Origin of the sequence: Streptomyces achromogenes subsp. achromogenes (assembly GCF_000720835.1) — a bacterium.
In the GTDB taxonomy this organism is placed as follows: Bacteria; Actinomycetota; Actinomycetes; order Streptomycetales; family Streptomycetaceae; genus Streptomyces; species Streptomyces achromogenes.
Genome location: NZ_JODT01000013.1, coordinates 46,442 through 58,793 on the forward strand (window position 1 = coordinate 46,442; position 12,352 = coordinate 58,793).

Below are 12,352 nucleotides of genomic sequence, written 5' to 3' on the forward strand. Positions count from 1 at the left end.
GGTGGGCCGGTACCTCGTAGCTGGCCGCGGGGGATCGGGGAGCTCCGGGCCAGGTAGGTCCGTGCCCGGGCCCGGGCGACGTACGCCTGCGGGGTGCGGGGAGCATTGGCCGGGGTAGGCCGCGTCCCCGTCGGCGTACATCCGCCGGACCGGGGACGCGTTCGGCCGATGTCGGTCAGGGCCCCTTCAGCCCCGTGCCGCCCAGGCGGGTCAGCAGGGCCGTGAGGCGGGCGAGGTCCGCCGGGGCCCAGTCCGGGGCGGCGAAGATCTCGGCGGCCGTCTCCCGGGCCGTGGCCAGCATCTCCGTCAGCCGCCGCCGGCCCGTGCCGGTCAGCGCCGCGTACGCCACGCGCGCGTCCCGGGCGTCCGGCTCCCGGGTCACCAGCCCGATCCGCTCCAGCGGAGCGAGTCCGCGCGTGACCCCGGACGCGGTCAGCCCCAGCGCCTCGGCCAGGTCGACCCGGCGCATCCGGGCGCCGGGTGCCTGGGCGAGCCGGAGCAGCAGCGTGAAGTCGGCGAGGCTGACGCCGTGCAGCCCGCCGAGCCGCGCGTCGAAGCGCCGTACCAGCGCCGTCTGGGCCCGTACCAGCCGCAGCGCCGCGTCCAGCGCCTCCTCGCTCATCGCGTCCGCCTTCCCTTGCCGACTCCTTGAGTGCTCAAGTTTAGGCCCGCGGTTCAGGAGCCGGTCGCCCGGGCGGCGCGGCGCTGTCGCTTGCCCAAGGGGGCCTGGGAGAGGTCCTCGGCGGTGGAGCGCAGGTGCTTGTAGCCGTAGCCGCGCCCGGTGAGCCAGGAGGCGGCCGCCGCCTCGGCCCGCTCGGTCGCCTCCAGGATGTCCTCCTCCTTCTCGCCCGTGGCGGAGAAGCGGAACACGAAGGCGGGCCGGGCGGCGATGTCGTAGGTGAGGGTCCCCTCGGGCGTGAACGCGGCGCGCAGGACGTCGTGTTCGGCGGCGTCGGCGAGGAGGGCGGCGCGCTGGGCCTCGGTGAGGCCGTCGAAGGCGCCGCGGACGGTGATGCGGAAGGTCCGTGTGGTCATCCCGCGACTGTAGGCGGGGCGGAGCGCGGACCTCCACCCGGTTTCCGGGCGCCGTGGGGCAGGGACGGGCCACGGAGTCGCACGGCAAAGGGACGGGTCACGCACCCGCACGGCTCCGGGGGCGGCCGGGATCCGGCCGGGGTGCCGGTGCGGCCGTCCGGCCGGTCGGTGGCGGGGCGAACACCGGGCGAGGTCCGGGCCGGCCGTTCACCACGCCGGACACCGGTGCTTACCTGAACATGGCGGAACTACGGGGTGGAGGCGGGGTGGACCTCGGGGAAGCGACCGCGCCCCTGGTCGCGGTCGTCGGAGTTGTCGGGACGCTGCTGTCCGCGCTGCTGACCCAGCGCGCGGCCGACCGCGGCCGGCAGCGCGAACTGGACCGCGTCGAGCAGGTACGGGAGCGGCGCCGGCACGCCCAGGAACTGCGCGCGTGCTCCGTGGCCCTCAACGCCTCCGCCCGGCAGTATCTGGCCGCCCTCACCGACCAGGTGCACGCGCTGGGCCGGGACGAGGAACTGAGGGTCGTACGACAGCGGCTCACCCAGGCACGCGACCAGTACCGGGACGTGTACGCCGAGGCCCAGATGCGGCTGCCGGAGCGGGTGCTCGACCTCGTGGCGGGCCTCAGCCACGACCTGGGGTCGGTGTACGGCATGGTCCGGCGCCTGGACGACGGACTCCCGCGCGCCGGGGACTCGCCCGAGGCCGTACGGGAGAGCATCGACGAACTGTGGGGCCGGCTGCGGCGGACCCGGCGCGAGATGCGGGCCGAACTGGCCGCGTACGCGGCGGATCCGGGGAGGTGAGGGAACCGGCCCGTAGGGGTTGCGGCGTACGGGGGCTCAGCGCTTGGTGGCCGGCGACTGGGCGTCCTGGACCGGGAGGACGGGGTCCTGGCCGGCCAGGGCACGCGGCCGCAGGACGGCGAGCAGCGGACCGGCCATCGCCGTCGTCACGACCGCCATCACCACCATCAGGGAGTACAACCGCTCGTCCAGGACGCCGAGTTGCAGGCCGGCGGTCAGAATGATCAGTTCGGTGAGCCCCCGTGTGTTCATGAGCGTGGCGAGAACCGCCGACTGGCGCGCCGTGACGCGGAAGGCCCGGGCACTCAGGAACGCGCCGACGAATTTCCCGCTGACCGCGACGAGCAGAATGAGCGCGAAGTCCAGCCAACCGGAACTGCCCATGTCCGACAGGTCGACTTTCAAACCCACGATGATGAAGAAGACCGGTTGCAGCAACTGACCGCTCACATCGCCGATCCGGTCGATGATGTCCGCGCGGAGCCGCTCGGTGGATTCCTTCGGCATCACCACACCGAAAAGGAAAGCACCGAAAATGAAATGCAGACCGATCCGTTCGGTGACCGCCCCCGAGACGAGCAGCCCCGCGAGGACGACCGTCAGCACCGCCGGGGTCAGCCGGGCCCCGCCGCCGGCGACCAGCCTGCGCAGCAGCGGACGGACCACCCACACCATCACACCGGCGTACGGCACGAGCAGCAGCAGGAGCCACTGGTCACCGCCCCCTCCGCCGACCAGGGCCACCACGGCGGCGAGCATGCACCAGGCGAGTACGTCACCGATCGCGGCGCAGGCCAGCGCCAGCCCGCCGATCGGGGTGTGCTGCATCTTCCGGTCCGTGAGGATCCGCGCCAGCACCGGGAAGGCGGTCACCGACATCGCCGTGCCCATGAAGAGCACGAAGCCCAGCCGGTGCCCCTGGGCGTGGTCGTCGGCCAGCATCAGGGCGAGCAGCGTGCCGAGTCCGAACGGCAGCACGGTGCAGGAGACCGCCACCGTGACGGCCAGTCGTCCGGTGCCGCGCAGGATCTTCCGGTCCAGTTCCAGACCCACGATGAACATGAAGACGGCCATGCCCACATCGGCGAGCGCGGTGAGCATCGGCCGCACCCCGGGGGGAAACAGGAACTCCGGCACGGAATGGCCCAGGAAAGTGGGGCCGAGCAGAATTCCCGCGAGCACCTCGCCGATGACCGCGGGCTGGGAGAAGCGCTGTGCCACGGCGCCCAGTATCCGGGCGAGCACGATGATGAGGGCGAGGTCGCAAAAGAGCGCGAACAGCTGGTTCGTGGTCATCGGTACCTGCCTTGACGACGGGCCGCGTAGGCCGCCCGGAACTCTTGAGGTGCCGTAGACGTGCCCAGCAATGCTTTGTGGTGTACGCCCGCCTTGTCAATGTCCCCATTCGGCTGACCGGATCCGGACGGCGGGTACCGATGGGCGGGTCGAGGCCGTCGGCAGACGGAAAGACGCCGCCTCCCCGGGTGCGGGCCGGGGAGGCGGCGCCTGGCGCACGGTTCTCAGGAAGCGCTCTGTGCCGTGACGCAACCGATCGATCCGGCGGGCAGGTTGTTGCCGGTGGAGGTGGCGGTGAAGCCGAACGTGGTGCTGCCGTCGGCCGCGACGACCCGGTTGTGGTCCGCGTTGCGGACCGTGACCGTGCCGTCGGCGGCCGTGGTCTGCGTCCCGTTCCACAAGCTGCTGATCTTGGTGCCGGTGCCCGGCGTCCAGGACACGGCCCAGCCGTCGAGGGGGGCGGTGCCGTGGTTCATGACCTCGACGGACGCCTGGAAGCCGCCGTTCCAGGCGCTGACCACGGAGTAGGTGGCCATGCAGGAACCGGTGTGCGGGTCCGTCGGGGTGGGCGTCGGGGTCGGTGTCGGGGTGGGGGTCGGGGTGGGCGTGGGCGTCGGGGTGGGCGTGGTGCCGGAACCGCCGATGCCCGTCACCTCGCCGTGGCCGCCGTCGAAGACGACGTCGGAGCAGGAGAAGAAGTTCTCCTGGCTGTCCGAGCGGACCCACTGGATGAACAGCAGGGCGTTGCCGGAGCGCCCGGAGGGCAGCTGCATGTCCCAGTAGTAGTGGCCGCCGTCGGTGCCGACCGAGCCCTGCTGGGGCGGGTTGGTGACCGTCTGGATCAGGTCGAGGTCGGCCCAGCGCAACGTACTGGTCGGCGACCAGCCGGGCTTGGTGAGGTACACCCGGAAGCTGCCCGGGTGCGCCGCCCAGTTGCTGTACTGCGCCTGGATCGTCGCCCCGCTGGTCAGGTGGGTGCGCGGCCAGTCCGAGCGAGCGGCGTTGTACGCGGAGAAGTCGTACGGCGAGCGGTCACCGGCGCTGCACAGGGTGCCGTCCGGGACGTAACCGGCGCCGCGCCCACCGGCGTTGGAGTCGAGCACGGCGAACCAGTTGTACAGCGAGGTCGCCCCGCTCTTGGCCACCGCGTCCTTGCAGGCGGGGTTGGTCGGGTTCATCCCGCCGGTCCCCGTGTGGCCGTCCAGGTAACACAGATAGGTACGGGAGCCGGGCAGCATCGCCACCCCGTGCGCCTTGGCGCTGCCCTGTCCCAGCAGGGCCAGGCCGAGCGCGGCCAGCAGGGTCGACAAGGCCGCCACGACCGACAGGAGCCTGCCGCGTCGGGCCACGATTCTCTCCTTCCGTGGGATCGAAGGGGCGGTGCGCCCCGGGAGGGTGCCGTCCGGTGGGCGTCTCATGTGCGCTCCTCGGGCTGGGTGCGTGGGGGACGACGGGACGCGGGGGAGCGCGTCACGCGGTGGTGCAGGCGGTTCCGTTGAGGCTGAACCCGGCGGGCTTGGCGAAGGTGCCGCTGTAGGCGCCCTGGAAGCCGAAGGTCACCCGGCCGCCGGCCGCGATCTGCCCGTTGTGGGCCAGGTTGGTGGCCGTGACCGCGCCGGACGACGGCGTGATCCCGGCGTTCCAGGCACTGGTGACGCGCTGTCCGGAGGGCAGGGTGAAGGCGAGGCGCCAGCCGTCGACCGGGGTCGCGGCGGTGTTGGTGACGGTGACGTCGGCGGTGAAGCCGCCCGGCCAGACGCTCGTCGCGTACGTCACCTCGCAGGCCGCGGGGGTCCCGGGGCCGCCCGGGCCGCTGCCGCCCGTGTTGACCGAGGAGGAGAACGAGTTCACGGCGAGCCCGGCGCCGTTCTGCCAGGGCTCGAAGCCGGCCTGCACGCTCGTCAGGTACCAGCTGTTCTGCGCCAGCCCGCGGGCGATGGCCTGCCGGGCGAAGTCCATGACGTCGAAGCTCCAGCTGCCGATCGCCGACGGGGCGACGAAGGACAGCACGTCGTTGGAGCCGTTGTTGCCGGACCACACCTGCCACTGGCGCCCGGCCACGGTGGCCGTGCCGACCTGCGAGCCCACGGGCTGGATCGAGCCCACCTTGTTGAACCAGACCATGATCTCGGTCCGGTTGACGCCGTCGGTACGGGGCGTGGGGTCGAGCCAGATGTCGTACGCCGCGTCGTACACCGCGTTGCTCACGTAGGAGTACGAGATGCTGGTGGGCGCGCTGGAGATGGTGCTGAGCTGGGCCGGAAGGTTCGTTCCGGGCGAGCAGTTGGTGTAGTGGCAGCCGTTGAAGACGGACGGGTACGACTTCGGGGCGCCGTTCGTCGGGACGGAGCCGTCGGCCTGGGTGATCCGGAAGCCGCTGTCCGTGACGTTGATGCACTGGGTCTCGCTGGTGCCCCAGCGGTTGTTCTGGACGACGTAGCGGCCCTGGATCGTCGTCGAGCCGTACTGTTCGCAGATCGCGGTGTCGGCCTGGGCCGCCGGGGCCGTGGTGAGCAGGGCCGCCAGTGCGGCGAGCGCGGCGAGCAGCGCGCCGACCAGACCACTCGCTCCACGGACGGGGTGCGTTGACGGTCGCATGCGGGTCCTCTCGGGGACGGTCGGATGCGGGAGCGCTCCCGCGCAGATGGGAGCGCTCCCATTACCTCCGTTGGGCAGGGACTGTAGGGAGAGTTCATGTCCCTGACAAGGTGTTGGGCGGCAATGTGTCGAAGAGGTTTCGAAGGCGCAGGTAGGCGGGGGGTGCGCCGATAGTTTCGGGGGTGCGGGTCGCTGGGAGCGCTCCCGAAAGCGGGGGCGACGGCCGGTTCCGGGGTGGGGCGACGGGGTTTTACGCGATGGGGGCGACGGGGTTTCCCGGGCGGTCCCCGTTGCCCAGCCGTGCCGCTGGGCCGGACTCCCGTCGTTCAGCCGTGCCGTCGGGTCGCCCAGCCCCGTTGCTGCTCAGCCGTGCCCTCGGGGCGAGCCCCGGGCGTCCGGCGTTGCCCTGTCACCGTGGTCCGGGGCCCGGCGTCGGCGTCAGGCCGAGTCGCGTCGTATCAGCTCGGTGCGGAGGATGACATGGCGCCAGGCCAGGGCCGGTTCCTCCAGTTCCTCCAGCAGCAGCCGGACCATCGCCCGGCCGATCTCCGCCAGCGGCTGGCGGACCGTGGTCAGGCGGGGCTCGGTCTGTTCGGACAGCGGGAAGTCGTCGAAACCGATGACGGCGACGTCATCCGGCACCCGGCGCCCCGTCGCGCGCAGCTCGCGCAGCGCACCGGCCGCCGTGGTGTCCGACGCGGCGAGCACCGCGTCGATCTCCGGGTGCCGCGCGAGCAGCCGGGCCATGGCGCGCCGGCCGCTCTCCTCGGTGAAGTCGCCCTCGGCGATCCAGGACTCGTCGGTGCTCAGCCCGGCCGCCGCGAGGGCTTGCCGGTAGCCGCGCAGCCGGGACTGGGCGACGTACATGTCCAGCGGCCCGGTGATCGTGGCGATCGCCTTGTGGCCCGTGGCGAGGAGATGGGTGACCGCGCTGCGGGCGCCGCCGGCGTTGTCCGCGTCGACGTAGCTGACGTGTTCGTCGCCCGAGCGGCGGCCCAGCATGACGGTCGGCAACCGGGCCTCGGCGAGCATGTCCGGCAGGGTGTCGTCGGCGCGCACCGACACCAGCAGGGCGCCGTCGACCCGGCCGCCGCGCGCGTACTCCAGGAAGCGCTTGCGTTCGGTGTCCGAGCGGACCATCGTCAGCAGCAACTGCATCCCGGTGTCGGCCAGTGCGTCCCCGAGCGAGCTGACGATCTCCGAGAAGAAGGGCTCCGCGAACAGCCGCCAGTCCGGTTCCGTCACGACCAGCGCCACCGCGTCGGCACGCCGGCCGGCCAGGGTCCGGGCCGCGAGATTGGGCACGTACCCGAGTTCGGCGATGGCCTGCTGCACGGCCCGGCGGGTCGATTCCCTCACCCCCGCCGCGTTGTTGACGACGCGGGAGACCGTGCCCCGGCCCACTCCTGCGCGGGCGGCCACCTCCTCCAGTGTCGGCGTGTCAGGGCGCCGCCTGCCCATTGACCACCTCCCCCGACGAGATCCCCGATCTTACGAGTCGGGGGGCATCGCGCGCACGGCTTCTCCCGACGACGACCGGTATGGCGCCCACCGCGCAGGGGACCTGCGGCGGCGTCGACCGCTGCCCAGGAGCACGGCGGCGCGTCCGGTGCCGCCGCGGACGCCCGGTGGTCCGGACCACCAACTCGGCGCGAACTCGCCGGTTCGGTGGTGACGCGGGCGCTCCCGGTGCCGGTGTCGGAACCGGGGCCGGGCGGAGGGCCGCGGGGTCACCGGACGCGGTGTGCGACGGCCGGCCGGGCGGTCACCGGACCCGGTGTCCGGCAGGCCGCCGGGCGTTCGAAGAACCGCACCGCACCGTACCCGGGTCGCCCGCCCGCGACGCCGGGGTACCGGCGCCGGTGCTCCGAACCGGCCGCACCGAGGGGGTGTCCTGCCGCTCCCCGGGTGCTGGCCGGAAGTCGTCACCCCAAGATCACCTGGCCCTAAGCTCGGACCCGCTGGGCGCACTCGTCGATCTTGATGGAAGGGGCCGGAACTGGTGGAGGACAAGAGGGTTGTCATCGTGACCGGCGCGGGCTCGGGCATCGGACAGGCCACGGCCCGGCTGCTCGCCGAGGCCGGGCACCACGTGGTCGTCTCCGGCCGGCGGACCGAGCCCCTGGAGCGTCTCGCGAAGGAGACCGGCGCGCTGGCGCATCCGTCGGACATCGGGGACCCCGACGCGGTGGAGGGACTCGTCCGGGCCGCCCTGGACGCGCACGGGCGGCTCGACGGAGTGGTGCTGAACGCGGGCATCGGGCGCGGCGGAGCCGTCGGTGACATGTCGCTGCGCGACTGGGACGACGTGATGCGCACCAACCTCACCGGCCCGCTGCTCCTGCTGCGCGCGGCGATCCCGCACCTGCTGGAGTCCAAGGGCGCGGTGGTCGCCGTCGCCTCGGTGTCCGCGCTGCGCAACGGCACGAGCAACGCCCCGTACGCCACCTCCAAGGCGGCCCTGCTCCAGCTGTGCCGTTCCGTCGCCGTGGACTACGGACGGCAGGGTGTGCGGGCCAACACCGTGTGCCCGGGATGGGTGCGCACCGAGATGGCCGACCGGCGCATGGCCCGCTTCGCCGAGGAGGAGCGGCTGCCCGGCGGCCTGGAGGACGCCTACGCGGAGGCCACCAGGCTGCTGCCCCAGGGCCGCCCCGGCGAGCCCCGCGAGGTCGCGGAGGCGATCGCCTGGCTGCTGTCCCCGGCGGCGTCCTACGTCAACGGAGCGGTCCTCACCGTGGACGGCGGGGCGACGGCCCTCGACCCCGGGACGCTCGGGTTCGACTACCGGATCACGCCACGCGGCACCACCCTCGCCTGAGCCCGGTTCCGCCCGCCTGAGCCCCGCGCCACCGACTCGCTCCGGCCGGACCGACCGCCTCCAGCGCCGGTCCGGCCGCTCCCGGTCCCGTCAGCGCGGTTCGGCGCGGCTGCCGGCCGCGGAGGGCTGGGCGTGGCAGGGGAGCGCGTCGGTCATGGTGGGCCACATGCGGGCGATTCCCAGCAGGGTCTCGGAGCTGCCGTGCGTCACCCCGGGCAGCGGGTGCGGGTCGGACGGCGGCACGCCGACGAGCACGGCACGGCGGGCCTGGCCCACGGCACCGGCCAGTGCCGCGCAGGCGAGGCGGTCCTCCGGCACCCCGGCCCGCCGGGCGTGCCGGTGCGCCTGCTCGTACGCGTCCGGCCGCACGTACTGCTGGAGCGTCAGCAGCGCGTCGTACGTCTCGATGGTCTGCCGGTGTGCCTTGAGCACCGGTGGGTAGCGCGGCCGGAGCACCTCCTGGAGCCGGCTGCTCCGGGGGCTGGCGAGCGCCACGTGGGGGACCGCCGTCACCAGGTCCCGCCACAGCGGCCACAGCCGCCAGGAGGTCCGCAGCGCGGTCGCCGTCCGGGCCAGCGCGGTCGCGGTGGGCACCAGCAGCGACGCCGCCCGCAGGAAGCCGTGCGCCCCCATCACCATGGACAGCCAGGGCAGCAGGGCCGGGGCGAGGCCGTACAGGTGGCCGAGGTAGCCGCACCAGAAGACCAGGGCGAGGACGCTGCCCACCGCGAACAGCCGCAGCGACCACACCAGGTCGCGTTCCGTCGTACGCAGGCTGTAGCGCCAGCACACCACCACGGCGACGGCGTCGCCGAGCAGGTGGGCGACGCTGAGGATCAGCCAGTAGGCGGTCGTCGCGGACGCGGGCCGCTGCGCGGACGCCGCCCCGATCGGCTGACCGGCCCCCAGCAGATCCATCACGAGCAGCGCCGTCAGGGCCGCCGTCAGCCCCGCCACCACCGAGCGGCGCAGCCGCGGGGAGCGCCGGCAGTCCACCACGAACAGCAGGACCAGTCCCGCGCTGAGGACGCCGATCAGATTACGCACCAGCGACACCATGTGGACGTCGATGCCGGTGGACGTCAGCGCGCTGACCACGCACCGCTGGAAGAGCGTGATGGCGGTGGTCGTCGCCAGCACGGTGATCCACAGCCCGCGCAGCCGCGGCTCGCGCAGCGCCGGGCGCGCCCGCCAGACGAGGGCGCACCACAGAGCGACGACGCTGGCCAGTCCGACCCGGGCCGCCAGCTCACTCACCGGCATCGGCGGTCACCCCCAGGAACGCGCCGAGGCGTCCCAGGGGACCCGCCACCCGGCCGGTCTTCCCGGCGCTCTGGATCAGGCTGGCGATCATCTCGGCTTCTTGTTCCTCGATGGTCGTATAGCTGGTTCTGGCCATCAGCCGCCTGACGAGACGGGGCGTGGGAGCCTCCTGGAGCCGGCCGGCCGACCGCTCACCGTCGTCCGTGAAGCTCCTGTGGTGATCGCACAGCACATGGCCGATCTCGTGCAGGATGATGTGTTCCTGGTGCAGAGGGGCCGTCCTGGTCTCGTAGAACACGTAGTCGGCGTCCTCGGTGCCCAGCCACAGCCCGCACGCCCCGGTGGCCGCCGCCTGCTCGGGCAGCTCCCGGAGCACCAGCGGACGGCCTCTCAGTTCCTCGACCCGCGCGCGGAGCTCCTCCAGGGTGAGCGACCGATCCACCCCGAGGTCCCGCAGAATCGCGGCACACCTGCGCTGCAGCGCCGCGTACTCGCTCGTTCTCCTCACCTGACGTCACCCCGTTCGCTGTTCTCACCGGCCGGAACGGCTGCGGCGGCTCCCCGTCCCGGACGCGTCGGGGGCGACGGCGGACTCGCTTAGGCGTCTCACTCGCTCGGAGACCTCCTCGTCGGTGAAGTGGTCCGGTGTGTGGCCCCGGAAGGCTTTGCCGGTACGGAGACGGGCCGTGCCCCGGGGGCAAGCTGCCGACCCACCTAAGCAGGTCGTCCGCCCTTTTGCACACGCCTGCCCGGGCTTTCGGACGCCCTTTGGCGGAAAACCTCTCCTGCCCTCGCGGCCTTCACGGACGTGGCTCCGGTAAACCTCTGTGACTGCCGTCACAGGTGCCGGGGCGGGTGTGTCATCCTCCCTGTCCGCCGTGCCGGGCGGCCGTGCCACCTGGGAACTCCCGGGACACCGGCCGCCCCGGACCGCCTACCCTGGAACGCATGACCAGCAGCAGCGACCGGAGCCCGGCAGTGGACGTTCCCGCCCCCAAGAGTTACGAGATCCGCACCTACGGGTGCCAGATGAACGTCCACGACTCCGAGCGATTGGCCGGGCTGCTCGAAGAGGCCGGATACGTGCGGGCCCCCGAGGGCGCGGACGGGGACGCGGACGTCGTCGTCTTCAACACCTGCGCGGTCCGGGAGAACGCCGACAACCGGCTCTACGGCAACCTCGGCCGGCTCGCGCCGAAGAAGGCGTCCCGCCCCGGCATGCAGATCGCGGTCGGCGGCTGTCTCGCGCAGAAGGACCGCGACACCATCGTGAAGAAGGCGCCCTGGGTGGACGTCGTCTTCGGCACGCACAACATCGGCAAGCTGCCCGTCCTGCTGGAGCGCGCCCGCGTCCAGGAAGAGGCGCAGGTGGAGATCGCCGAGTCCCTGGAGGCGTTCCCCTCCACGCTGCCGACCCGCCGCGAGAGCGCCTACGCGGCCTGGGTGTCGATCTCCGTCGGCTGCAACAACACCTGCACCTTCTGCATCGTCCCGGCGCTGCGCGGCAAGGAGAAGGACCGCCGCCCCGGCGACATCCTGGCCGAGATCGAGACCCTCGTCGGCGAGGGCGTCTCGGAGATCACGCTGCTCGGCCAGAACGTCAACGCCTACGGCTCCGACATCGGCGACCGCGAGGCCTTCAGCAAGCTGCTGCGCGCCTGCGGGAAGATCGAGGGCCTGGAGCGGGTCCGCTTCACCTCCCCGCACCCGCGCGACTTCACGGACGACGTGATCGCGGCCATGGCCGAGACCCCGAACGTCATGCCCCAGCTGCACATGCCGCTCCAGTCCGGTTCGGACACGGTCCTGAAGGCGATGCGCCGTTCCTACCGCCAGGAGCGGTACCTGGGGATCATCGAGAAGGTACGGGCCGCCATCCCGCACGCCGCGATCACCACCGACATCATCGTGGGCTTCCCCGGCGAGACCGAGGAGGACTTCGAGCAGACGCTGCACGTCGTCCGCGAGGCCCGGTTCGCCCAGGCGTTCACCTTCCAGTACTCCAAGCGCCCCGGCACCCCCGCCGCGACCATGGAGAACCAGATCCCCAAGGAGGTCGTCCAGGCGCGTTACGAGCGGCTGGTCGCCCTCCAGGAGGAGATCTCCTGGGAGGAGAACAAGAAGCAGGTCGGCCGCACGCTGGAGCTGATGGTCGCCGAGGGCGAGGGCCGCAAGGACGGCGCCACCCACCGCCTCTCCGGCCGCGCCCCCGACAACCGCCTGGTCCACTTCACCAAGCCCGACCAGGAGGTCCGCCCCGGCGACGTGGTCACCGTCGAGGTCACCTACGCCGCCCCGCACCACCTCCTCGCCGAGGGCCCCGTACTCGCCGTGCGCCGCACGCGCGCGGGCGACGCCTGGGAGAAGCGCAACGCGGCGCAGACCGCCAAGCCGGCGGGGGTGATGCTGGGCCTGCCGAAGATCGGCGCACCCGAGCCGCTCCCGGTGTCGGCGGGCAGCGGCTGCGGCTGCGACTGAGCCCTGCCGGCGCAAGGGCCGAGGACCGGGGTCGTACGGGGGCCGGGCGCCT

11 protein-coding genes are annotated in these 12,352 nt (G+C 72.7%); 3 read left to right on the forward strand and 8 right to left on the reverse strand.

What is annotated here, in order from left to right; translation table 11 throughout:
* Positions 1-175 precede the first annotated feature (175 nt).
* Both IH25_RS0114705 and IH25_RS0114710 read right to left on the reverse strand, forming a co-directional pair.
* Entirely contained in the window at positions 176-622 is a 447-nt protein-coding gene (locus tag IH25_RS0114705) for a MarR family winged helix-turn-helix transcriptional regulator (protein WP_030608921.1), read from the reverse strand.
* A gap of 53 nt (positions 623-675) precedes the next feature.
* On the reverse strand, positions 676-1,035 hold the full coding sequence (locus tag IH25_RS0114710; protein ID WP_030608924.1) for a DUF6204 family protein: 360 nt from the start codon (positions 1,033-1,035) through the stop codon (positions 676-678).
* Between the two features lie 266 nt (positions 1,036-1,301).
* On the opposite strand from IH25_RS0114710, the gene IH25_RS0114715 reads away from it, so the two are divergent.
* The gene (locus tag IH25_RS0114715; RefSeq protein ID WP_030608927.1) at positions 1,302-1,844 is read left to right on the forward strand and encodes a hypothetical protein; all 543 of its coding nucleotides are present in this window, start codon (positions 1,302-1,304) and stop codon (positions 1,842-1,844) included.
* 36 nt (positions 1,845-1,880) lie between these two features.
* On the opposite strand, the gene IH25_RS0114720 is transcribed toward IH25_RS0114715, so the two are convergent.
* From IH25_RS0114720 to IH25_RS0114735, 4 genes are all read right to left on the reverse strand, one after another.
* Positions 1,881-3,140, reverse strand: a complete 1,260-nt coding sequence (locus IH25_RS0114720; protein ID WP_030608930.1) for a cation:proton antiporter domain-containing protein — start codon at positions 3,138-3,140, stop codon at positions 1,881-1,883.
* Positions 3,141-3,364: 224 nt separating this feature from the next.
* Positions 3,365-4,489, reverse strand: coding sequence for a lytic polysaccharide monooxygenase (locus IH25_RS0114725; protein WP_030608933.1), 1,125 nt, complete (start codon positions 4,487-4,489; stop codon positions 3,365-3,367).
* 121 nt (positions 4,490-4,610) lie between these two features.
* Positions 4,611-5,738: a GH12 family glycosyl hydrolase domain-containing protein gene (locus tag IH25_RS0114730; protein WP_030608936.1), complete on the reverse strand. Its 1,128-nt coding sequence runs from the start codon at positions 5,736-5,738 to the stop codon at positions 4,611-4,613.
* Positions 5,739-6,176: 438 nt separating this feature from the next.
* The gene (locus IH25_RS0114735) at positions 6,177-7,199 is read right to left on the reverse strand and encodes a LacI family DNA-binding transcriptional regulator (protein ID WP_030608937.1); all 1,023 of its coding nucleotides are present in this window, start codon (positions 7,197-7,199) and stop codon (positions 6,177-6,179) included.
* Positions 7,200-7,740: 541 nt separating this feature from the next.
* Between IH25_RS0114735 and IH25_RS0114740 the strand changes: the two genes are divergently transcribed.
* Positions 7,741-8,559 carry an SDR family NAD(P)-dependent oxidoreductase gene (locus tag IH25_RS0114740; protein WP_030608941.1) on the forward strand — a complete coding sequence of 273 codons (819 nt, stop codon included), beginning with the start codon at positions 7,741-7,743 and terminating at the stop codon, positions 8,557-8,559.
* Positions 8,560-8,649: 90 nt separating this feature from the next.
* On the opposite strand, the gene IH25_RS0114745 is transcribed toward IH25_RS0114740, so the two are convergent.
* Positions 8,650-9,822, reverse strand: coding sequence for an MAB_1171c family putative transporter (locus IH25_RS0114745; RefSeq protein WP_245172792.1), 1,173 nt, complete (start codon positions 9,820-9,822; stop codon positions 8,650-8,652).
* Complete coding sequence (locus tag IH25_RS0114750) at positions 9,809-10,330, reverse strand: regulator component (protein WP_030608948.1); 522 nt, start codon at positions 10,328-10,330, stop codon at positions 9,809-9,811. The genes IH25_RS0114745 and IH25_RS0114750 overlap by 14 nt, the downstream gene beginning before the upstream one ends.
* A gap of 440 nt (positions 10,331-10,770) precedes the next feature.
* Here IH25_RS0114750 and miaB point away from each other — a divergent pair, with 440 nt between their 5' ends.
* A complete protein-coding gene (gene miaB, locus IH25_RS0114755) occupies positions 10,771-12,300 on the forward strand; it encodes a tRNA (N6-isopentenyl adenosine(37)-C2)-methylthiotransferase MiaB (protein ID WP_030608953.1) in 1,530 nt (509 codons plus the stop codon).
* Positions 12,301-12,352 lie beyond the last annotated feature (52 nt).

What these genes read in the sequence shown, in the direction of transcription:
- IH25_RS0114705 (WP_030608921.1), bottom strand. Translation starts at nt 622, where the DNA reads ATGAGCGAGGAGGCGCTGGACGCGGCGCTGCGGCTGGTACGGGCCCAG.
- IH25_RS0114745 (WP_245172792.1), bottom strand. Translation starts at nt 9,822, where the DNA reads ATGCCGGTGAGTGAGCTGGCGGCCCGGGTCGGACTGGCCAGCGTCGTC.
- IH25_RS0114720 (WP_030608930.1), bottom strand. Translation starts at nt 3,140, where the DNA reads ATGACCACGAACCAGCTGTTCGCGCTCTTTTGCGACCTCGCCCTCATC.
- IH25_RS0114735 (WP_030608937.1), bottom strand. Translation starts at nt 7,199, where the DNA reads ATGGGCAGGCGGCGCCCTGACACGCCGACACTGGAGGAGGTGGCCGCC.
- IH25_RS0114710 (WP_030608924.1), bottom strand. Translation starts at nt 1,035, where the DNA reads ATGACCACACGGACCTTCCGCATCACCGTCCGCGGCGCCTTCGACGGC.
- IH25_RS0114730 (WP_030608936.1), bottom strand. Translation starts at nt 5,738, where the DNA reads ATGCGACCGTCAACGCACCCCGTCCGTGGAGCGAGTGGTCTGGTCGGC.
- miaB (WP_030608953.1), top strand. Translation starts at nt 10,771, where the DNA reads ATGACCAGCAGCAGCGACCGGAGCCCGGCAGTGGACGTTCCCGCCCCC.